We start from the raw sequence: 21,611 nt of genomic DNA on the forward strand, positions 1-21,611 counted from the left end.
TTTCTTAATTTCAGTTATTTTTGAGTTCAACAACTCTTAAATAATTATGCGCTACGCAATAAGTCATGTGAGTACTGCTAACCCGGCACTTTCAGAAACTGAAATTCAGAAAGCTTTAGATTTTAGTAAAGACTGGAATAATAATCACAATATCACCGGTATTCTTTTATATTTACAGGGAAATTTTTTCCAGGTTCTTGAAGGGGAAGAACAACTTTTAAAAGATCTATTTAGTAGAATAAAAGCTGATGAACGCCATCATAATGTCATAACAATTTTCCAGAAGGAAATTCCAAATATTCAGTTTGATGGTTACGAAGCAGATTTTATTTCTTTAGATGACCGGTACAACGACGAAAATTTTGAAACTTATCTTGCGCAAATTAGTTTGTTGAATCCTTCTATTCAAAGTTCGGTAAAGTACATCCTAAATAAATTTACAGAAGGCATCAAATAAGTATAATCTTGTTATTTTTGTGTGCACACTTACAGCACAACACTTATGACAACAAAACTTATTGCTCCATCTATTCTTGCTGCCGATTTTGGTAACCTTCAGCGAGATATTGAAATGGTGAATAAAAGTGAAGCCGATTGGTTTCATATTGATATTATGGATGGCGTTTTTGTACCGAATATTTCTTACGGAATGCCGGTATTGCAGGCTATTACCAAACATGCCGAAAAAACTATTGATGTTCACCTTATGATTGTAGATCCCGATAGGTACATCAAGGAATTTGCGAAACTGGGAGCCGATAACCTTACAGTGCATTATGAAGCCTGCACACATTTACACCGAACGCTACAAGCAATAAAAGCGGAAGGCATGCAAGCGGGAGTAGCTATAAATCCGCATACAAGCGTAGATTTATTGAAAGATGTGATTCAGGATATCGACATAGTATGTATAATGAGTGTAAACCCAGGTTTTGGCGGGCAAAGCTTTATTGAGAATACCTACCATAAAATTCAGCGTTTAAAGGAGCTTATTGTAACCCATAATGCTTCTACCTTAATTGAAATTGATGGTGGCGTAACTAATGAAAATGCTTCTCAACTCATAAAAGCCGGTGCCGATGTTTTGGTTGCCGGGAGCTATGTTTTTAAAGCTGAAGACCAACTGGAAACCATAAAAGACTTAAGACAACTTGCAAACTCCTAAGAAAACTTACGATGTTATAATTATTGGCGGTGGCCCAATTGGTATTGCCTGCGCCCTGGAAGCCGAAAAGAAAAACCTTTCCTACCTCATCCTGGAAAAAGGCTGCCTGGTTAATTCTTTGTACCACTACCCTACTAATATGACCTTCTTTTCCACTTCAGAAAAACTGGAATTGAATGGTATTCCATTTATCAGTAATAATCCCAAGCCCAGAAAAGCTGAAGCTTTGGAATATTATAGAAGGATAGCAACTTCAAATAAAATTAATATCAATTTATTTGAGAAAGTTACCGGAGTAGAATCTAAGAACAATTTTCATAATATTACTACCACTAAAAATAACTACACCGCTAAAAATGTAGTGGTGGCCACAGGTTTTTATGATATCCCGAATTACCTAAATATCCCCGGGGAAGACCTACCAAAAGTGGCTCATTATTATGGTGATCCTCATTATTATGCAACGCAGAAAACTATTGTAGTGGGTGCCAGTAATTCTGCTGTAGATGCTGCTTTAGAAATTTATAGAAAAGGCGGGGAAGTAACCATGATTGTTAGAAAGGAAGAAATTGGCAGAAGGGTGAAATACTGGGTACGCCCCGATATTGATAACCGAATTAAAGAAGGAAGCATTAGAGCACTTTTCAATGCTAATTTAAAAGAAATACGAGAAACCGAAGTGGTTATTGAAACTCCCGACGGTGAACAAACCCTGGAAAACGATTTTGTGTTGATGCTTACAGGATATCGACCAAACTTTGAATTTCTTAAAAAAATGGGGATTAAATTGTCTAATGACGGAAGGAAAATTCCGCAGTATGACGAACAAACTATGGAGACGAACGTGAAGGGAATTTATCTAGCCGGGGTAATTTGCGGAGGTGTAGAAACCCACAAATGGTTTATAGAAAACTCCAGGGTGCACGCCAAAATGATTATGGAAGATTTAGCACAAAAAGCTGAAGCTTAAAGATCTTCTAAAAACTCCTTTAGCAAAATTGCGTGATTTTGTGATTTATCTTTAGAGCCGTACAAAAGGACCATCGTTTTTCTTTTATCTACTTCATCTAAATCACTTAAAATCTGGTTCTTATTTTCTTTTAATTCGCTTTTATAGTTTTTGCTGAATTCATCCCAGGAAATTTTATTTTGGTGAAATTTCTTTCGTAAATCATCACCTGGAGCCCATTGTTTATACCAGTAATCCAAATGTGCTTCTTCTTTAGAAATTCCGCGTGGCCATAGCCTATCTACCAAAATCCTAATATTATCTGAAGCTTCTTTATTCTCTTAAATTCTTGCAATTTCTATATTCATAACAGTAAAAATAAAAAATCGCCTAAATAGTTTTTAATCTGTCATTCTGAAATAATTTCAGCTTGAAGAAAATAAGACTATTTAGGCGGTTATTCTATATTTGATAAAAGCGTTTTACCTACTCATCAATACAACTTCAGATGAGTTAAAAATTTCATTTCGGTTCAATAGTTTTCCGTAGAATTCTAAATCGCTTTGCTGATTTCTAAAGGATTTATCTAACCATTTACCTGCTTTATTTACCGGAATTTTATAAACCTTAATTTCAGGATAAGTGTCTGGAGACTCAGATTCGTCTATCCCAATTTCAATTTGTTTTTTCTGTTTGTTGTAGTAAACATATTTAGCCAGGAAATTGTGTTTAATTAAGCTTATAAACTCATCTGGTAATTCCTGACAGGTTTCGCATTCCTCTACATATTGTTTCACTAATTGCTGTAGTGAAACTCTAATTTCGTTGGTATTTAAATAAGATGCCATAGGTGTTAGTTTTTGTAAGTTTTATATGGCTAAATTATGCGGAATGTTCCTGTAGGAAAATTTTTTATAGGTAGTTTAACTCTATTTTGTTAATATATCTAAATTATCAAGGTTTAGTATCATAAAAGTTGACACGAAAACCTTTTCGCTATAAAGGTTTTGCAAAGATTCCTCGTTTTCACCTTAACTTTCTATTAATATTATAATTTTTTTCGCAATTAAATACCAATTGTTCCCGGGGATTCTGTAAGGAATCTTACGGCATTTCGGCTACCTTTAAGCACAAAAAGAAAAACCAATATGTCTTTAAATATAAGTGATATCCCCTATTCTATTCTTGAATTAGCTACGGTAGCTAAAGATTTCAGCATAAAAGAAACTTTTGATCAAAGTCTTGATTTAGCTAAAAATGCCGAAAAAATGGGCTACACCAGGTTTTGGTTGGCAGAGCATCATAATATGGTAAGTATTGCCAGTTCAGCAACATCGGTGTTAATAGGGCATATTGCTGGCGGAACAAAAACAATTAAAGTAGGTTCTGGCGGAATTATGCTTCCAAACCATTCGCCGTTAATCGTGGCCGAACAGTTTGGAACTCTGGGCACACTTTATCCCAACCGAATAGACCTGGGACTGGGAAGAGCTCCGGGCACCGATCAGGTTACCGCACAAGCCATTAGGTCTGACCGCATGAAGTCGGTTTTTAAATTTCCGGAAGAAGTAAAGGAAATTCAGAAATATTTTTCGGTTGAAAATGCAAAGGAACAAGTTAGAGCCGCGGTAGCTGAAGGTGTAGAAGTACCAATTTACATTTTAGGCTCCAGTACAGATAGTGCCCACCTGGCCGCAGCGCAAGGTTTACCCTATGTTTTCGCCAGTCATTTTGCACCCGCACAATTACACCAGGCACTTAGTATATATCATAATAATTTTAAGCCCTCCAAATTTTTGAAAAAACCTTATACCATTGCCGGGGTGAATATAATTGCTGCTGATACTAACGCTAAAGCGGAAAAAATCTCTACTTCCCTAATTAAAATGATGCTGGGCGTAATGAGCGGAAATATTGATTATATGCAACCTCCGGTAGAATTTACGAATGAGCACAGAGAAATTCTTGCACATCCGGGCTTTCAGCGTATGCTCCAATATGCCTTTATTGGTGATGCCAAAACGATTAAAACCAAAACCGAAGCATTTTTAAAAGAAACCGGTGTTAACGAAATTATGGCAGTTTCGCATATTTACGATCATACAGATCGGCTAAGATCTTTCGAAATATTTTCGGAAATAATGAAAGGAAATATTTAAACTGAGATAAGATTTTATATTTAATCCTAATCGTGTTTAAAAGCAGCCATCACCCTAAAAATATGCATAATTGCCGGGAAAACTGCATCCATAGATTCTTCAGCACCCTTTGTGGACCCCGGAAGGGCAAGCACAAGGGTGTTTCCAATTAATCCCGACACCGAGCGTGATAACATTGAATAAGGTGTTCTATCCTGCCCGTAGGCTCTTATAGCTTCCTCAATACCTGGAATAGGACGTTCCAACATAGGCTGAATAGCCTCTGGTGTGACATCGCGCGGAGACAGGCCGGTGCCGCCGGATAATATCACCAGGCTCACTTTTTTCGCGCATTTTTCTCTTACAAGGTTTTGAATTGTTTCCTTTTCATCTGGAATAATCTGGTAATCTTCTACAGCTACCTGGTAAGCTTCTAGCTTTTCCATAATCACCTTGCCGGCCTTATCCTGCTTTTCTCCCGCCGATATAGAATCGGAACACACAATAACCGTAGCTGAAATTTGATTTTCCTCTACCACCTTACGGTAATCTGTTTTGCCTCCTTTTTTTTCCAGCAACTTAATTTTTTCTATGCTTATTCCTTTATCTATAGGTTTTAACATATCGTACATCGTAAGAGCTACCACAGAAGCGGCATGCATGGCCTCTACCTCAACACCGGTTTTATAAATGGTATGCACCTCAACATTAATATAAATCTCCAGATTTTCAATATTGTAGGTGATATTGGTATATTCAACAGGTAAGGGATGGCAATCGGGAATCATATCGCTGGTGCGTTTTGCAGCAAAAAGGCCAGCTGTTTTAGCCATTTCAAACACATCACCTTTTGGGACAGTTTTTTCTTCTACGGCTTTAATCGTATCAGCGCTACTTACCTTAACTACAGCTTGTGCTATTGCTTTACGTAAGGTGTTGCTTTTATGAGTAATATTTACCATTTTTTTCTTTCCAATATTTAAGTATTCACTTTCCAGTTTTCATCCCTGTTTTCCAGCAATTCTTTTCCCCAAACCGGTAACTCATTTTTAATTCTTTCTACCAATTCTTCGCAAGCATCTATCGCCATTTTTCTATGTTTAGAAGAGGTAAATACAAAGAGGCATATTTCGCCTGTTTTCACTTCGCCCAGGCTGTGATAAATATGCATACAGGTTAAATTATATTTTTCAAAAATAGCTTCTCTTATTTCAAATGCTTTTTGAAGCGCCATTTCTTCATAAGAAGTATACTCGATAGCTCTCACTACACTGCCTTCTTTTTCATCGGCCCGTACCTGACCTAAAAAAATAGAATGTGCACCAATATTGGTTTTGCTACTGTGATTTTGAATAGACTTAGCTATCTTTTCTGAAGAGATTGGCCCGTCTATAAAAATATTTTTAGGTTTACGTGTCATATTTACTAGAATTTAAAGGTGAAGCAGGGTCTAAAATACCTCCTTCTACTGAAAATATTTTCTTTTCGGGAAATTGCTGTTTTAATTCTTTTGCAAGCTGGGAGCTGCGTTGCCCCGATGCACAAAACAAAAGAATATTTTCATAAGCTGATAACGATTCAGGATTATTCCTTATTTCCCTCATCGATTTTTTACTTAAATATTCTTTCTCAAAAAATGGTTTTTCTCCGGGTTCCCTGATATCCAAAAGTATACTATTATTCATATTAAGCGTCCAGTCCAGAGCTTTTTCCCAGTTTATACCCTCTGCGATTCCGCAGTTGATATTGTAGTTTCTGTTCTTAAAATCCTTTTCAGATTTCGGCAAATTTTCTCTGCCTTTGGGATTAGCCTGTATGGCCACCTCGTAAAATGAGGTATTTCTAAGATTAAAAAAAAGTATTTTTTCTGAAAGTACTTTTCCCATTCCCGATAAAATTTTTATTACTTCTGAGGCCTGTAAGGTCCCAATAATTCCCGGAAGAACTCCTAAAACCCCGGTTTCTGCACAGTTGGGAATTTGATTTTCACCCGGCGGATCGGGATAAATATCCCGGTAATTTAAAGCAACATCACCAAAATTAAAAATCATTAACTGGCCCTCATATTTATAAATAGCGCCCATTACCAGGGGTTTATTTAGTAAAACGCAGGCATCATTTACAAGATAGCGGGTTCCAAAATTATCAGTCCCGTCTACTATAACGTCAAATGAAGAAATAATTTCCAGGGCATTATTTATATTCAGAAAATCTGAAAAAACTTCAAAATTTAAATCGGGATATTTTTGTTTTAGAATTTCGGCAGCAGTAGTTGCTTTAGGTTTGCCGGTATGCTGATGTCCAAAAAGCGTTTGTCTGTTAAGATTAGACTCACTTATTACATCGCCATCCACGATACCAATAGTTCCCACTCCTGCCGCCGCCAGATGTAATAATACAGGGCAACCTAGGCCACCCGCTCCAACTACAAGAACGCGAGCACGGGAGAGTTTTTCCTGGCCTTCTTTACCAAAATCGGCTAATATGGTTTGGCGCGAAAATCTATTCATCCTCCAGAAAATGGTGGTAAAAGGGCAATTTCCTCATCCCCTTCAAGCGAAGTATTTTCCTGAATAAGCTGCTGATTTACCGCCAGGGAAAAATCCAGTTCTTTCAAGTCTGGATATTCATTATAAAGGCTGTTCAATAATTCTTCGGTATCTTTTTTCTTGGGAAATTTAAATTCCTGCTCAGGCAACTTTTCAGCAATCATTCCAAAAGCTTTCACCGTTAATCCTTCCATTTCTTTTCTGCTTCTTTTCGTTCTGTCTCAGTATTGATATTATTAAATATCTTACCCGATTTCTCGTCCTCGAAAGGTAACAAAACGTGTGGATTTTTCAGAATGAAATCAGTCATTTTTAGTTCTCCTTCAGTAATACTTTTCTTAATTTTTTCCTTTAAAATTACGGGATATACACTAAACAACGGATTTATTTTTTGATTAGATATTGAAGTAATTATTTGCTCTTTATCAGCATTATTTAATAATCGCTCAATTGCATTTGCGGTAATAAAAGGCATATCACAGGCAATGAGTAACACCATTTCTGCCCGGGTATTTTCCATCGCTGTTAGTAAGCCTCCCATAGGTCCTTTATCGGCAATGACATCACTATAAACCGGTAATTTAAACTTTTTATAAGCAGAATTATTAGCGATTATTTTTGTGGGGATTTTCAAAGTTTCCAATTCCCGTAGCACATGGGCTATCATTGGATCTTTATTTAGAGAAACCAGGCCTTTATCCCGGCCCATTCGGCTGCTTTTGCCACCGGCGAGTACGAATGCTTCTATGTTTGAATAATTTTTCAGAAAAAAATTAATTTAAGCGCGGCACCGGCCAGAACAAATGTCAAAAGGTGTTTTACCAGTTTCACATTGAATCTTAAAGCGCCAAAATAACTACCCAAAATTCCCCCGAGCACCGCTGGCGGAATAAGGATCCAGAGCGATTTGTTATCTATTAGATTAAAACCTGTGGTTCCCAGGTAACCGGCCACCGAATTCACAAAAATGAATAAGGCACTTAATGCTGCCGTCTGCCGTATATTAGTCCATCCCAACATAAGCAATAGTGGAGAAAGGAGAATTCCCCCGCCAATTCCTATAAGCCCCGAAAAGAAACCTATTAGGATCCCGATAAATGGAGGCATCCATATTTTATCTCTCAGAATTGTTTTATCATTCTTCGGAAAAACACCCAGAAAATTCAATACCGGAAATAATAAAAGTACACCCAGAATATTTTTATAAATTGAGGATTCTACCACTACCAATCCGCCTAAGAAAGCAGCAGGAACTGAAAAAACTACAAGCTGTAAAAACAGGTTGTTAGGGAATTCACAAGACCTGCGATGGTTCATAAATGCAATAAAGGAAACTGCCATATTGAGCAGAAGGGCGGTTGGCCTAATTTCTTCCGGTGCAAAACCGGCAAGAGCGAGAATCATAAGATAACTGCTGGCCCCACCATGTCCTACCGAAGAATAAAAAAAAGCTGCTACCGGTAACAGCACAAACAAATATGGTAGAAATTCGCTTTGCATTTATCAAAACTTATAAATAATCTTAAAGATCGTAAACTTTTACTTTTGTTCCTGCGGTCACTACCGAATTTTCTGCGGGTAATTCTAATAGACATTCTGCCGTAGAAAAAGCTTGCAGGTTAAAAGATTGCTGACCTTTTAAAAGTTCTACTTTGTTGCCGTTTTTTTTGCCCTTCATAAAGTGAGTAAATCCAGTTTTTTTCGGAATATCTTCGCAAGTTTCCAAATTATGATCGGCTTCCCATACGGCGGTTTTTCCCAGCCAAAAATTAATGGACGGCCTAACATATTGAATAAAACAACTGTGAACCGAAGCCGGATTCCCCGGTAAGGCAAAAATCAATTTTTTCTCCTTTTTCCCTGCAAACATTGGCTTTCCCGGGCGCTGTTTTATCTTATAAAAAAGTTCTTTAACCTTAGCGGTATTTAAGCACTCTTTTACAAAATCGTAATCTCCAACTGAAATCCCGCCACTTAAGAGAAGAATATCATTTTCCGAAAGCGCTAAGTCGATAATTTTTTGAAGGCTTTTTTTATCATCCTCGGCTTTGTAACTCTTAATTTTCCTTACACCACTTTCTTTTAAAAGTGCTTCAAGCATAGGCCCGTTAGAATTATATATTTCTCCATCTTTTAAAGGTGTCCCGGGTTCTTTCAATTCGTTCCCTGTAACAATAAAACCGACTTTTGGAGGAGAAAAAACCTTAACCTCTGCAACCCCTACCGAGGCGAGTAAGCCTATTTGACCCGCACCTATAACCTGGCCTTTTTCAAGGATTAGAGAGTTCTTTTTAGATTGCGAACCTTTTAGCCTCACATTGCTACCGGTAGAGATTTTATCTCCACTATAAGATATTTGCCCTTCTTCAATTGTTTCTACTAATTCTTGCGGAATTACAGTATTGGTTCCTTTAGGAATTTTTGCTCCCGTAAAAATACGAGCAGCTTTACCTGGTGCAATATTTATTTCTGAAGTATCTCCTGCCTGAATTATATTTGAAACTTCCCAGTTTCGGTTAGTTTCATCAAAATTCATCGCATAGCCGTCCATTGCTGAATTATCAAAGGAAGGAACATCAATGGGAGAATAAATATCTTCAGCAAGTAATAGGCCCAGGCATTCACCAAGGCTTTTTTCTATAATTTGTCCTTTTTCTGAATTTTCAGCGAGGATTTTTTTAGCCTGTTCTACTGATATCATCCGCCAATTCTAATCATACTTCGATTCTCCAGTTGAGTAGTCTCGGTGTCTTTATACGATTTATTAAACTGGCCTCCCATCACTGCATGCTTCTTTAAAACCGATAATCTAATGAGTGGCTCAATATCTTCGCCTTTTCGGAGGGTGCCCAATAGATCCATTTCGTCTTTACCAAAGAGACAATTCTTCATTTTTCCATCGGCTGTAATTCGCATACGGTTACAATCGCCGCAAAAATGCTCGGTCATAGTAGTGATAAAAGCGAAAGTACCTTCGTGACCAATAGCTTTATATTTTTTGGCAGTGGCATGCGGTTTATCCTTTAACTTCACCATATCATATTCGGCTTCAGCCCATTGTAGCATTTGAGTTGCTGTAATCACTTTTTTACTATTCCAGTGATTTCCTTCAAAAGGCATAAATTCTATCATACGAACGTGCAAAGGCAAATCCCTTGTTATTTCAACAAAATCCAGGATTTCTTTTTCAATTACCCCTTCAATCGCGACCGCATTAATCTTAACCCTAAACCCTTCCTTCAGCAATAACTGAATATTTCGCCATACTAAATCAAACTGATCTCTTTTAGTGATCCTTTTAAAAGTTTCGGCATTTAAGGTGTCAAGGCTAACATTTACCGCGCGTATTCCGGCAGCTTTAAAGTCGTCTATAAACTTATGTACAAGTACAGCGTTAGTGGTAAGGCTTATTTCTACCGGAAGTTTAGAGAGCCGGGATAAAATTTTCCTGAATTCTTTTCGCACAAGAGGTTCTCCTCCTGTGAGCCTTATTTTATTAACTCCCAGGTTTACAAATTTGGTTGCAATTTTTTCAATCTCATCAACCTGCATGAGATGTTTATTAGGTAGGCATTGTATGTTCTCATCGGGCATACAATACTGGCAACGAAAGTTGCAGCTATCTGTAAGCGAAATTCTTAAATAATCATGTATTCTTTTATGGTTGTCTACTAACATCCACTCGGGGTTTATTGTTTGGTTTCTTTTTTAAGGGTTCGGGTAAATACCGCAGTACCCAAAAAGAAGCTAAGGCCATTAATAGCGATCCTACAAACGTAGTAATTGCAAAGAACAAATTACCTTCTAATGCATTATTAAGCGCACCAAATAAAAACCATATTTGTATACTTACAAACAGGATTTGCAATAGAATAATACCGGTCATAATGGTATTAGTCTTATTGGGATGTGCTTCGTTTTGCGATGTTCTAAAATCACTCATTACAATATATTTTGATCCTCATTTTCTTCTTTTACGTATACTTTCCCTTCTTTTACCACCACTTCTAATTGAGGTAATGGTCTTGGAGGTGGCCCTTGCAATACCTCACCGGTATCTGCACTAAACCAACCGTTATGGCAGGGACATTCTATTTTATTCTCGTCTTTACGATATCTTACCGCACAGGTAAGGTGGGTACATTTTTGCTCAAAAGCACGCCATTCGTTTTCTTTTAAATGAATGAGAATATAAGGAATTTTTTTGGCTCCATGAATTTCAAACTGAAACATTTCGCCTACTCCAACTTCATCTTCATTAACTACAAAATGTTCCCCTTCCAGCTTTTCTGCCGGAAAAGCCATTGCCTTAATTACAATAAAACCATTGCTTAAGGCAAAAGCGCCTGATAATAAACCGAGAAATTTTGCAAATTCCCTTCTACTTACGTGCGTGCCACGCCTGGTTTCTATAGGGAAATCACTTTTCCAACTTGGTTCCCTTTCAGAATTTGAATCTTCCTTTGCCATAGTATTTTAAGTTATGGGATAATTAACTGATGTGTACCTTTAGGCATCATCACATTTACTTTTGTATTTACTTCCTGCTGTCCAAAAAGGAAAGAATTTACTGGCTCGCTATCTGGCCTCATTCTTTCTATTTCTTCTTTAGTACCAAAGAAAAGCGCCTGACTTGGGCATACGGTAGCACACATTGGCTTTTTACCCGCACTGGTCCTGTCGTAACACATATTACATTTCATCATAAGTTCAGCTTCTTCCATTTTCTTTGGAACGCCAAACGGGCAGGCAAGAACGCAGTTTGAACAACCTATACATCTTGAAGTGTTTGCAGAGTGTACAACTCCAAACTCATCCTGATGTATGGCATCTGCCGGACAAACATTTGCACAGGTAGGATCTTCACAATGCATACAAACCTGTACGGTAGTTTGCGGGCTTTTTTCCCTATCTACATAATTCACGTGAATCATACTTTCCTGGCCATTCGTTTCACATTCAGCACAAGCCATTTCACAGGCATGACAACCAATACAACGTTGCATGTCTACGAAAAAGGCCATTTCCTGATCATAATTTGTTTCCGGCATAATTGTTTGTTTTAAAGGTTAGGTTTTTAATTTCTTTATCTGTTTTATGTTTTCTAATTTGAATTAAAATTTTTAGCCACAAATGCACAAATATTATATAATGCTATCCGGGACGGCTGCTTCTGTATTTTCAAATTTCCACTCTCTCCTCTTTTCTGTTGATTCCTGTCTCTTATTACTCCTCCTACAATGAACTTTGATAAGCAGTATCAGTAAGATGTTGAGAACCTTTTTGCCCGGTTTTCTCTAGCTGACAGGCGCAAACCTTAAATTCAGGAATCTTAGAAACAGGATCTAAATTATCTATAGTTAGTTGGTTGGCTGAATGTTTTCCTCCCCAGTGATAAGGTATAAAAACCGTATCTTCCCTAATGGTTTCTACTACGTGTGCCGGGAATTCTGCTTCACCTCTTCTGGTTTTCACCTTGATTAGATCGTGATTTTCTATTCCATACTGAAAAGCAAGTTTTGGATGTATTTCCAGTAAAGGCTCAGGGTATTGATCTATTAATTTTCCAATTCTTCTTGTAGAAGAACCGCTTAAATATTGGGAAACTACCCTACCCGTAGTTAAAACTACCGGGAATTCTTTATTCGGCATTTCTGAAGCAGGACGATAACTTACAGGATTAAAGTGAGCTTTTTGATCTGCGGTTGCAAACTTTTTATCTTCCCATAACCTGGGAGTTCCCGGGTCATCTAAAGTTTTACACGGCCAGAATATTCCCATATTGTCCACCACTTTTTTATAGGTTATTCCGTAATAATCGGCTGTACCACCTTTTGAAGCTACTCTTAATTCGTTGAAAATATCCTCACTGGTAGCAAAATCGAATTTATCCTTTTCTCCCAGCCTGGCTGCTAATTCCATAATAATCTCGCCGTCTCTTCTTGTGTTTTTAGGTGGAGTAATAGCTTCATTAATTTTCACAACCCGCCCTTCAGCAGTAGTTACTGTTCCTTCTTCTTCTTCGTGCAGGGATCCCGCCATCACAATATCGGCGTGACGAGCCGTTTCACTTAAAAAAGTATCTATACAAACATAGAATTCGAGTTTTTCCAGGGCTTCCCGTACAAAATTGTTATTTGGAAGTGAAACTAACGGGTTAAAACAAATAGAGATCATCCCTTTAATTTCTCCACGATGAATTGCCTCAATTTGTTCGTAAGCAGATAAACCTTTACCCGGCATATCTTTTTCATCTATACCCCAAACTTCTGAAATATATTTACGGTGTTCGGGATTTGTAATATCCCGGTTACCGGGCAATTGATCACATTTATGTCCGTGTTCTCTACCTCCCTGGCCGTTACCCTGGCCGGTAATGGTTCCGTAACCGCAGTATGGTCTACCAATTCTTCCAGAAGCCAATACTATATTGATACAGCTTAAAACATTCTCTACTCCCTTGGTATGGTGCTCAATTCCGCGGGCATGTAAAAGGAAGCTGGTGTTTGCTTTCCCCCACATTTCAGCGGCCTGGTAAATTAAATCTTTAGAAATTCCCGTGTGCTCTTCAGCCCAGTCCAGATCATAATCTTTTACAGCATCAATCGTATCCTGGAAACCGGTGGTATGGTTATCAATAAAGTCATGGTCTAACCAGTCGTTATCTACCATAATTTTTAAAATAGCTCCAAAAAGTGCTGAATCACCTCCCGGCCTTACCGGTAAATGAAGGTCTGCAGTTCTTGCAAGCGGAATCATTCTTGGATCTACCACAATAAGTTTGGCGCCATTATCCCTGGCCTGCCATATATAATGCGTTAAGGTTGGGAAAGTTTCACTTACGTTTGCCCCGGCAATAAGAATTACTTCGGCATGTTTAAGATCTGCCCAACTATTGGAAGTCCTGTCAAGTCCAAAAGCTTTCTTGTTTCCGCCCCCGGCGCTTACCATACAAAGGCGGCCGTTATAATCAAGATTGGCTGTTTTTAAAGCTACCCTGGCAAACTTGCCAATCATATAACTTTTTTCATTGGTAAGCGATACCCCAGAGAGCATCGCAAAAGCATCTTTGCCGTATTTCTCCTGTATTCTTTTTATTTCATTAACGGTTCTGCCCATGGCATGTTCCCAGTCTACAGGTTTAAACCCTTTTCCTTCCACCCTTTCTACAGGATCCATAAGCCTGTCTGGATGGTTGTTCTGCATATAACGCATAACCCCTTTGGGGCATAAGCGCCCCTCATTAAAAGGAAATTCTTCCCAGGGTTCAAAACCAGCAATTTTATTATCTTTTACTTTTAATTTTATTCCACATTGCATACCGCAATAGCAGCAATGAGTTTTCACTAACTTATCTGGTTCTTTATTCCCCTGGAATCCTGTTTGGGGAGCATAAGCCTTATGCGGCCCGTGCTTTTCTATAATTTTATCTACTGAAACGGGAAGTTTTGCCATTTTCTTTTTCTTTTTCTGTTTTTTAACCGAATAATTTTCCGCCTTCCTTTCTCGCTTTTAAATGCGCTGTAGCTAAAGCTGAACGTTTACCTTCCGGACTAAGGTCCATATGATTTCTTCCACCTTCCTTGTCATAATTAAAACCAAGCTCTTTAGATACATTTTTAAGATCGTCTATATGAGTTTGGGTAGCAAACTCTTTTCCAGTATGAGGGCAGGTGGCCATACCTCTACGTTTACCTTCGGTTTTATAAAGATTTGCTCCTAGTTGCGCCAAACGCTGGTAGATATGAAAGAATTTACCGAAAGGCAACCAGACCAGGAATAGTACAACGGTAATCGCGTGGGTTACCGCCATAAACTGATAGGTTTTCCCTTCTAAAAAGGTATAATCGTAAGAAATACCCAAACCGGTAACCGAAATAGCGATTAAAAGAATTAAGGGCAACCAGTCATTTTCAAAACTTTGGGTGGCGATTAATCCTCCATCGGTAAATCTTCTTTTCATCATCATAACTGCCCCAATAGTGACCAAAACCGAACACCAAACCAGGCCGTGAAAAGCAATAAATGCAAGTGGAGAGCCAAGACTAAAAGAACCAGCTTCAAATCCGAATAATAAGGCGTAATAGGTAGTTTCATCACCGGGTTTAAGCACAAAATGGATCCAGCCAAAAGTTAAAGGAACCGTGATAGCAAAAGCTAATAAGCATCCCGTGGCCAACATAAAGTGACCGAACCATCGAGTTCTGCTTCTGTAGGCGATGAATCTTTGAAAAAGAATATTTCTAAAGAACAATTTTGTTGAACGCCATAAGTATGGAAAAAAGTATTTGCTAAACAAAAACTGCATACTTCGGCGCCAGTAAAGTTTTGTTGGTGGCCTTTGAATCCAAACTGAATACCTGTAAGCAATTCCAAAAATTGCAAACACAGTACCTATTAAATATGCAATTAATGCAGGGTCAAAGTTTTGAAGATTTCTTGAACCAATTAGCACCAAAGCAATGGTAAGTACCGCTGCGATAGTTGCTTTTATTAAGGCCAGCCGGTTTAAGGTTTTAAAAAGTCTGAACATAGGTATGTAGGCTTTAACAATTCTTAAAATTGAGGGTGTTATAAATATATAGATTTTGAGAAGCTTTCTTCAAGCATATTTCGTTAATTCCAAATAATTTAAACTCAGTCTAAATTATTGCAGGTTCTACAATTTTGATTTTCAGTTATTAAGAATAAAGTGTGAAATTTTTAGAAATTATTTGATTTTCGGAAGGCGAAATTGAGGAATACTGGGAGAGCAAAATATGATATATATCAGGTTTTGTTTTAACTTCTTATTTAGAGCCAGCCCATATAAGGATATAACTGAAACTGAAAGATTTAAAAAAACCTCCCCGACCTGTGGGTCGAAGAGGTTTTACATCTTAAGGAAATTTTGAAATGATTAGCATTCAATTCCAGATCCAGCCCTGTCATAATACCACCAGTTAAGTACCAGACAAATAACATAATACACGCCAAATCCGTAAAGAGCAAATTCAGGAGTTCCCATTTGAATTTGTTCTCCAAATACCTGTGGAATTATAAAAGCACCATACGCTGCAATGGCTGAAGTCCAACCAAGTACCGGCCCTGCTTTTTCTTTACTAAAAATGTAAGGTATACTTCTAAAAGTAGAGCCGTTTCCTATTCCAGTGGTTACAAATAATACCATGAAAGAAGCAAAGAAAGGCCACCAGTAAGCTTCTGGGGTTGCACTGTCCCTGGCCTGAATTACAAAATATGCTACAGCCAAAGTGGCGATAACCGTTACCAAAGTACTATAGGTAGTTACCCTGGAACCGCTATTAATTTTATCAGACAACCAACCGCCAACAGGTCTTACAATTGCCCCCAACATTGGTCCAATAAAAACCCAGGTAAGGAAATCAGGCGCATTTGGATTTACATACTGTGGATTGGCAGGATCTGTATACACAAAGATATCCTGACAAAGTTTAGGAAACGCAGCTGAGAATCCTATAAAAGAGCCAAAAGTCATGGTATATATAATAGTCATGATCCAGTTATGCTTATCGTTAAGAATAGAAAACTGTTTATTAAGGCTCTGCTTAATATCGCCGGGACTCAGGTATTTCATAAGCAGTAGTGTAAGTATTACCACCACAGGTAACACAAGCCACATATTAATCTCAAGCCCTACCAGTAAATAAGAACCTACCGCGGCAGCCACCAATCCAATACCTACCATAAAGAGGGTTTTGGCTATTCCCTGAAAAGTAGTGGGAAGTTTAGGAGTACCGGTAATAACATTGTTCATTCCAAAGTATGCGGCTACAGCAGCAATCACAATAGGAATCCATATCCACCCGGCATTTTGGAGACCGGCAAGAGGTTGGTCTTCTACAACTTCCCCTCCACTTCCAACTGCAGAAAAAAGAAAGATTCCTATAACAAAGGGAATCATTTTTTGCATAATCCCAACGCCGAGATTTCCTATTCCCGCATTTAGACCAAGAGAAGTTCCCTGAATTCTTTTTGGGAAGAAATAACTAATATTACTCATAGAAGAGGCAAAATTTCCTCCTCCAAAGCCAGATAAAAGGGCAAGTATAGCAAAGGTTAGGTATGGTGTACTTTGATCTGAAAGCGCATATCCCACTCCAAAAGCAGGTATCAACAAAAGCGTTGTTGTAGTGAACACCACGTTACGACCTCCTCCCAGTGCAATAAGAAAAGAATTAGGAATTCTAAGGGTTGCGCCGGCAAGACCAGCAATTGCCGGTAAAGTGTAATATAAATTATTGATTACGGCCAGTTGTTCTTTGACCATTGCTTCAGACATATCTGGAGTAATCATTCCAAAATGAAAATTAAATTCTTTCATTTTGGTAGTTATAATACTCCACATCATCCACACTGCGAACGAGAGTAATAATGCCGGAATAGAAAGCCACAGGTTTCTATAGGCTACTTTTTTACCTTTTTTCTCCCAAAAATCGGGATCTTCAACATTCCACTCATCAAGGTTAGTCTTCATAGTATTCAGGGTTTAGTCTATATTTTTATCATTTTTAGCTTCAATTTGGCGCATCAGTTTTGGTTGTTCTTTATGCATCATTTTTTGAATAGTTCTATGCATCCACCAAAGACAAATTACCGAGAGTACAAGGGTAAACATCCAGGCGCTAGTCCATAGCCCGGAGCCGTCTAATAAATATCCGAAGATAATAGGGCACACAAATCCACCTAAACCTCCCAATACTCCAACCATTCCACCTACTACCCCTACTTCATCCGGAAAATATTCAGGAATATGTTTATAAACTGCTGCTTTTCCAACACCCCAGATACTACCAAGAATAATAACAAGGAAAGTAAATACCCAAACATTGGCTTCAAAGAATATTTTGGTTTCTCCGCTGGCCAGTAATTCCTTTTTCTTTACCTGTTGCCCTTCCTGCACTACAGGTTCCTGCCAGGTTTCTTTCTTCGGAAATACAAAAGCACCTTCGGCTTCTTCAAAATCTGTCTCATTTTTAGGAATTACATCATACTCAATTCCGGCAACGGTAATTTTTGATTCTGAAACTTCGGTAACCTCCCCGGCCTGTTTGGCCATTATTCCGTTTCCGGGTGAGTATATTTCCATTTTGGGGAAAATCAGCAAAAAGCTAATTGCAAGAGAAGTCCCTAAAACCCAGTACATCACTTTACGGGCACCCCATTTATCTGACATCCAACCGCCTAGCGCTCTAATAATTCCTGAAGGGAAACTAAAGGCTGCTGCCAGTATCCCGGCTGTCACCAACGGGAGATAATAAACGTTTACATAATAAGGCACCAGCCACTGCGAAAATGCTACAAAACACCCAAAAACCAGGAAGTAATACAGGCCAAAACGCCAAACCCGAATACTTTTAAGAGGTTGCATAAGTTTTTTTATTGTGCGCTGAGTATCCGGTTTTTTATTTTTGGCAAATACCACAAAAATAATTGCCATAACAACCAGAATGGCAGCGTAGATCACGGGAAGAATTCTCCATTGCTCCATATCTGTCCCGTTGTTGGTTAAATTTTGAAGAATTGTGGGTGCAAATAATGTGGTTAATGCTGCCCCTGCATTTCCGGCACCAAAAATACCAAGCGCTCTGCCCTGCCAGTCTTTTTCGTACCAAACTGAAGTATATGCAATACCAACGGCAAAACCAGCCCCTGTAAGACCATAACCAAAACTACACAAGGCAAATCCTAGGAAAGAATCTACATATTGTAGTAAAAACATAGGAATTGCACTAACCAGTAATAGGCCACCAAAAACCCATTTTCCACCAAATTTATCGGTCATAATTCCTAAGGGCAATCTAAAGAGCGAACCAGTAAGTACCGGTATCCCCAAAAGCCATCCAATTTGAACCGAACTCCAGTCATAAGCGCCATTATCTACGAGAAAGGTTACAGTAACCCCGTTAAACATCCAAACTGCGAAACAAATGGTGAATGCCAGGGTATTTAAAAAGAGCATTCTATGAGAAGTAGAAGAAGGTTTACCCATATTTATTGGAGCTTTTATTATTTTATCAATTATATAATCTTAAAAAGAGAATATTCTTTATTTTTTAATTTACTGGGTGCAAACTTCAAAATTTGGCATCCTGTAAAAAATGATCATAGTCATTAATTTGAAAACTTTCCAAAACATAAAATCATCAACACCAGGCCTCTTCCCATTTTAGAAGTATAAATTCTGAGAATTAATTTTTCTAAATTCTTTCTTCTCTACCAAGATAAAAATTTTAAATAGCTTATAAAAAACAGGTATTTATAAAAGGAATAGTTATAAAACTATTATAGTTTAGCCGAAAATTCTGAAAAAGGCCTATTAAAAGATAGACAAACTATTTAAACCGGATTAAAAAGTGAAAATAAAGACTAAAAGAAAATTAATCAGGTCGCTGGATGTGCTGGACAAACCCTTAAGGTTTAATCCATTTGTATTTAGCCGAAATTTCTTCTTATGGGCACTGCTTGGTATTGTGGGTGGTATAATTTCTGGGGTGTACTGGATTGCCCTGGAAATGGTGATGCACGGACTGGCTTTTTTCGAAGGTTGGCAGGTAATACCAACTATGGCTTTGGCAGGTTTACTGGCCGGTTTAATTATACATCTTATTGGAGACCCGGGAGAAATTCAGCTAATTGTAAATAATATTAGGTTTAATAAAGGAAAACTGGATCCAAAAAACAATCTTTCCATGGTCCTGTCTTCTTTGCTGTGTGTGGGAGCCGGAGGAAGCTTAGGGCCTGAAGCACCCCTGGTACAGGTGACCGGTTCTACCGGAAGCTGGCTGGGAAAAATGTTAAGACTAAAAGGAGAAGAATTACGATCTCTAAGTATTGCAGGAATGGCTTCTGGTTTTACCGCGCTTTTTGGTGCACCGCTGGGTGGCAGCCTTTTTTCTTTAGAAATTTTGCATCACAAACATGCAGCAGCATATTATAAAGCAATTATACCCGCTTTTGTGGCCAGTTGTTTTAGCTATATCATCTTTGCGCTTATTATCCATCTTGGGATAGGTCCAATCTGGGATCTACCATCCTATATTATGGAAGATAAATTCGATTTTGCTTATGCGGTGCTCTTTGCAGTAGTGGCAACGTTCTTTGGTTGGGTCTTTATTTTCTGTACAAAGTTTCTAAAATCGGTTTTTTATAAGCTGAATTTTCCAATATATTATAAGACATTAATTGGCGGAATCATTCTCGGAATTATAGCTTTTTATTTCCCGATAACCCGGTATTTTGGACATCACGAAATAAATGATCTTTTACTAACCAACTTTGATTTAGAGTTTCTTGTAGCTATACTTTTGGTTAAGATCCTTGCCATTGCGATTACGGTTACTTCGGGTTGGCGAGGCGGATTTATTATTCCCCTATTCTTTGTAGGCGCAAGCCTGGGATTAATTATTCACCAGCTTTTTCCTTCTACTAACCTTTCTTTAGCGGTTGTTACCAGTATGGCTGCTATAAATGCCTGTGTAACCAGAACCCCAATGAGCACCACTATTTTACTCGCAACTTTAACCGGTTTCGGATATTTTATCCCCATTCTTTTTGCCAGTTTAACGGGATATTTTCTGGCGCCAAGAATTCCTTTTATCTCATCGCAGGGAGATAAAGAGAGTGCGGTTATATAAAAAATATAAAGCTTATGTTATTTACAAGGAAATTCTTAAGCCCAAAACGGATCTTTCCAGTTTTCTTCTGAAAAAGATAAGCTCTGATGCTGTTTCTCGAGTTCTGCCAGCTCTTTTTTATCGCTAATCTCTTTGAACAGAATGCGTTCTTCAAAACGTATGTGCGCAGCCAGTTCCTCTTCCAGTAAATTGAGTACTTTTTCATCGGCACAGCCACAATTTAACAACTTTCTAATGCGCCGGTGATTGGCAAGCGCTCTTTTTACCCTTACGTTATAACCAAGCCTGGGGAAAATATATTTTTCTTCAATTTCAAAATGGGGCTCCAGGTAATGTGTTTGAAACCAGTTAGTATACGCTCTTATTCGTTCCAATTCAACATCGTTCTCCAAACCTTCCCGAATTCTGGAACATACCTGCAGTGCATGATGATGTTCTTCTAAAACCAGATTTAGTTTTGAAGATTTTTTTGCTGAAGAATTAACCCGTGTACTCATTATAATTTTTTTATGCCCACTTCTGCGGAAATCGACTCTTGTTGTAATCTGAAACTTGATAATTAAAATTGAATTAATTTTCCCAAAAGTGATCCTGCCAATCGTCATCAGAGAATTGGATTCCATTATGATGCTTTTCAATATTTGCCAGTTGTTCAGCTGAAGCAACTTCCTGAATTTCATTAAAAAGAACACGTTCTTCAAACCTTATATGGCTATCCAGTTCTTCTTCAATATTATTTAAAGCAATCTCAACTTCAGTAACCTGGGAAAACAATCGCTTTAGCCGGCGATGTTCCTTCAAAGCTCGTTTAACAAGTTCATGCTCATTGCCCAGTACAGGAAATATATATTCTTCTTCGGCTTCAAAATGCGGATCGAGATAATGAATTTTAAACCATTCGGTATAAGCCTTTATTCGTGCAACCTCAACCTCTTTTTTAACCCCCTGTCTTATTTTCCAGCACAACAATAAGCCGTGATGATGTTCCCTACTAAGAGGTTTAAGAGCTTCATGTCGCTTTATTGGCTTTTTCATAGTTTCTATTTTTATATTTGCTATAAATCCAGTGCAAAATATTGAATTTATAAGAGTTCAAATTTGCCCAATTATCTACTCAAAATTTATGAGTGGAATCATATAGTTTTTTTAAGATAG

Annotated in this window: 23 protein-coding genes and 1 pseudogene; 5 read left to right on the plus strand and 19 right to left on the minus strand. The window is 38.0% G+C overall.

The genetic code is table 11. The features are described from left to right. Positions 1-46 precede the first annotated feature (46 nt). From J0871_RS00235 to J0871_RS00245, 3 genes are read left to right on the plus strand one after another with little or no spacing between them, the layout of a single operon-like run. Entirely contained in the window at positions 47-457 is a 411-nt protein-coding gene (locus tag J0871_RS00235) for a BLUF domain-containing protein (protein ID WP_208222692.1), read from the plus strand. A 45-nt stretch (positions 458-502) separates the two neighbouring features. Then, positions 503-1,165, plus strand: coding sequence for a ribulose-phosphate 3-epimerase (rpe, locus tag J0871_RS00240; protein WP_079714121.1), 663 nt, complete (start codon positions 503-505; stop codon positions 1,163-1,165). Beyond that, entirely contained in the window at positions 1,152-2,135 is a 984-nt protein-coding gene (locus J0871_RS00245; protein ID WP_208222693.1) for a YpdA family putative bacillithiol disulfide reductase, read from the plus strand. Before rpe ends, J0871_RS00245 begins: the two co-directional genes overlap by 14 nt. On the opposite strand, the pseudogene J0871_RS00250 reads toward J0871_RS00245, so the two are convergent. After that, positions 2,132-2,437: pseudogene (locus J0871_RS00250) on the minus strand (DUF488 family protein); the annotation flags it as partial. The gene J0871_RS00245 and the pseudogene J0871_RS00250 overlap by 4 nt on opposite strands. 159 nt (positions 2,438-2,596) lie before the next feature. After that, positions 2,597-2,962: a hypothetical protein gene (locus J0871_RS00255; protein WP_075324687.1), complete on the minus strand. Its 366-nt coding sequence runs from the start codon at positions 2,960-2,962 to the stop codon at positions 2,597-2,599. 300 nt (positions 2,963-3,262) lie between these two features. On the opposite strand from J0871_RS00255, the gene J0871_RS00260 reads away from it, so the two are divergent. After that, positions 3,263-4,273 carry an LLM class flavin-dependent oxidoreductase gene (locus tag J0871_RS00260; protein WP_208222694.1) on the plus strand — a complete coding sequence of 337 codons (1,011 nt, stop codon included), beginning with the start codon at positions 3,263-3,265 and terminating at the stop codon, positions 4,271-4,273. A gap of 26 nt (positions 4,274-4,299) precedes the next feature. Here J0871_RS00260 and moaCB read toward each other — a convergent pair whose 3' ends face one another. From moaCB to J0871_RS00335, 15 genes are all read right to left on the minus strand, one after another. After that, a complete protein-coding gene (gene moaCB / locus J0871_RS00265; protein ID WP_346014317.1) occupies positions 4,300-5,229 on the minus strand; it encodes a bifunctional molybdenum cofactor biosynthesis protein MoaC/MoaB in 930 nt (309 codons plus the stop codon). A gap of 2 nt (positions 5,230-5,231) precedes the next feature. Next, entirely contained in the window at positions 5,232-5,672 is a 441-nt protein-coding gene (locus tag J0871_RS00270; RefSeq protein ID WP_208222696.1) for a molybdenum cofactor biosynthesis protein MoaE, read from the minus strand. Next, on the minus strand, positions 5,662-6,762 hold the full coding sequence (locus J0871_RS00275) for a HesA/MoeB/ThiF family protein (protein ID WP_208222697.1): 1,101 nt from the start codon (positions 6,760-6,762) through the stop codon (positions 5,662-5,664). The genes J0871_RS00270 and J0871_RS00275 overlap by 11 nt, the downstream gene beginning before the upstream one ends. Continuing rightward, entirely contained in the window at positions 6,759-6,995 is a 237-nt protein-coding gene (locus J0871_RS00280; protein WP_208222698.1) for a MoaD/ThiS family protein, read from the minus strand. Before J0871_RS00280 ends, J0871_RS00275 begins: the two co-directional genes overlap by 4 nt. Further along, on the minus strand, positions 6,983-7,579 hold the full coding sequence (locus tag J0871_RS00285; protein ID WP_346014318.1) for a molybdenum cofactor guanylyltransferase: 597 nt from the start codon (positions 7,577-7,579) through the stop codon (positions 6,983-6,985). The genes J0871_RS00280 and J0871_RS00285 overlap by 13 nt, the downstream gene beginning before the upstream one ends. After that, the gene (locus J0871_RS00290) at positions 7,564-8,301 is read right to left on the minus strand and encodes a sulfite exporter TauE/SafE family protein (RefSeq protein WP_208222700.1); all 738 of its coding nucleotides are present in this window, start codon (positions 8,299-8,301) and stop codon (positions 7,564-7,566) included. Before J0871_RS00290 ends, J0871_RS00285 begins: the two co-directional genes overlap by 16 nt. Before the next feature lie 22 nt (positions 8,302-8,323). After that, positions 8,324-9,502: a gephyrin-like molybdotransferase Glp gene (gene glp / locus J0871_RS00295; protein WP_208222701.1), complete on the minus strand. Its 1,179-nt coding sequence runs from the start codon at positions 9,500-9,502 to the stop codon at positions 8,324-8,326. After that, positions 9,499-10,479 carry a GTP 3',8-cyclase MoaA gene (gene moaA, locus J0871_RS00300; RefSeq protein WP_208222702.1) on the minus strand — a complete coding sequence of 327 codons (981 nt, stop codon included), beginning with the start codon at positions 10,477-10,479 and terminating at the stop codon, positions 9,499-9,501. The genes glp and moaA overlap by 4 nt, the downstream gene beginning before the upstream one ends. Next, positions 10,460-10,744: a DUF6755 family protein gene (locus tag J0871_RS00305; protein WP_075324696.1), complete on the minus strand. Its 285-nt coding sequence runs from the start codon at positions 10,742-10,744 to the stop codon at positions 10,460-10,462. The genes moaA and J0871_RS00305 overlap by 20 nt, the downstream gene beginning before the upstream one ends. Continuing rightward, positions 10,744-11,271, minus strand: coding sequence for a Rieske (2Fe-2S) protein (locus J0871_RS00310; RefSeq protein ID WP_075324697.1), 528 nt, complete (start codon positions 11,269-11,271; stop codon positions 10,744-10,746). Before J0871_RS00310 ends, J0871_RS00305 begins: the two co-directional genes overlap by 1 nt. Before the next feature lie 11 nt (positions 11,272-11,282). Beyond that, positions 11,283-11,852, minus strand: coding sequence for a 4Fe-4S dicluster domain-containing protein (locus J0871_RS00315; protein ID WP_075324698.1), 570 nt, complete (start codon positions 11,850-11,852; stop codon positions 11,283-11,285). Positions 11,853-12,036: 184 nt separating this feature from the next. Continuing rightward, positions 12,037-14,256: a molybdopterin oxidoreductase family protein gene (locus J0871_RS00320; RefSeq protein ID WP_093304061.1), complete on the minus strand. Its 2,220-nt coding sequence runs from the start codon at positions 14,254-14,256 to the stop codon at positions 12,037-12,039. 22 nt (positions 14,257-14,278) lie between these two features. Further along, complete coding sequence (locus J0871_RS00325) at positions 14,279-15,334, minus strand: MFS transporter (protein WP_208222703.1); 1,056 nt, start codon at positions 15,332-15,334, stop codon at positions 14,279-14,281. A 366-nt stretch (positions 15,335-15,700) separates the two neighbouring features. Beyond that, entirely contained in the window at positions 15,701-17,296 is a 1,596-nt protein-coding gene (locus tag J0871_RS00330; protein ID WP_208222704.1) for a nitrate/nitrite transporter, read from the minus strand. Between the two features lie 12 nt (positions 17,297-17,308). Continuing rightward, positions 17,309-18,811, minus strand: coding sequence for an MFS transporter (locus J0871_RS00335; protein ID WP_208222705.1), 1,503 nt, complete (start codon positions 18,809-18,811; stop codon positions 17,309-17,311). A 364-nt stretch (positions 18,812-19,175) separates the two neighbouring features. Here J0871_RS00335 and J0871_RS00340 point away from each other — a divergent pair, with 364 nt between their 5' ends. After that, a complete protein-coding gene (locus J0871_RS00340; protein WP_208222706.1) occupies positions 19,176-20,456 on the plus strand; it encodes a chloride channel protein in 1,281 nt (426 codons plus the stop codon). A gap of 35 nt (positions 20,457-20,491) precedes the next feature. Here the strand turns inward: J0871_RS00340 and J0871_RS00345 are convergent, their stop codons facing one another. Next, positions 20,492-20,953: a hemerythrin domain-containing protein gene (locus J0871_RS00345; RefSeq protein ID WP_208222707.1), complete on the minus strand. Its 462-nt coding sequence runs from the start codon at positions 20,951-20,953 to the stop codon at positions 20,492-20,494. 73 nt (positions 20,954-21,026) lie between these two features. Then, the gene (locus J0871_RS00350; RefSeq protein ID WP_208222708.1) at positions 21,027-21,491 is read right to left on the minus strand and encodes a hemerythrin domain-containing protein; all 465 of its coding nucleotides are present in this window, start codon (positions 21,489-21,491) and stop codon (positions 21,027-21,029) included. Between the last annotated feature and the right edge of the window lie 120 nt (positions 21,492-21,611).

Source organism: Salegentibacter sp. BDJ18, assembly GCF_017579965.1.
GTDB lineage: Bacteria > Bacteroidota > Bacteroidia > Flavobacteriales > Flavobacteriaceae > Salegentibacter.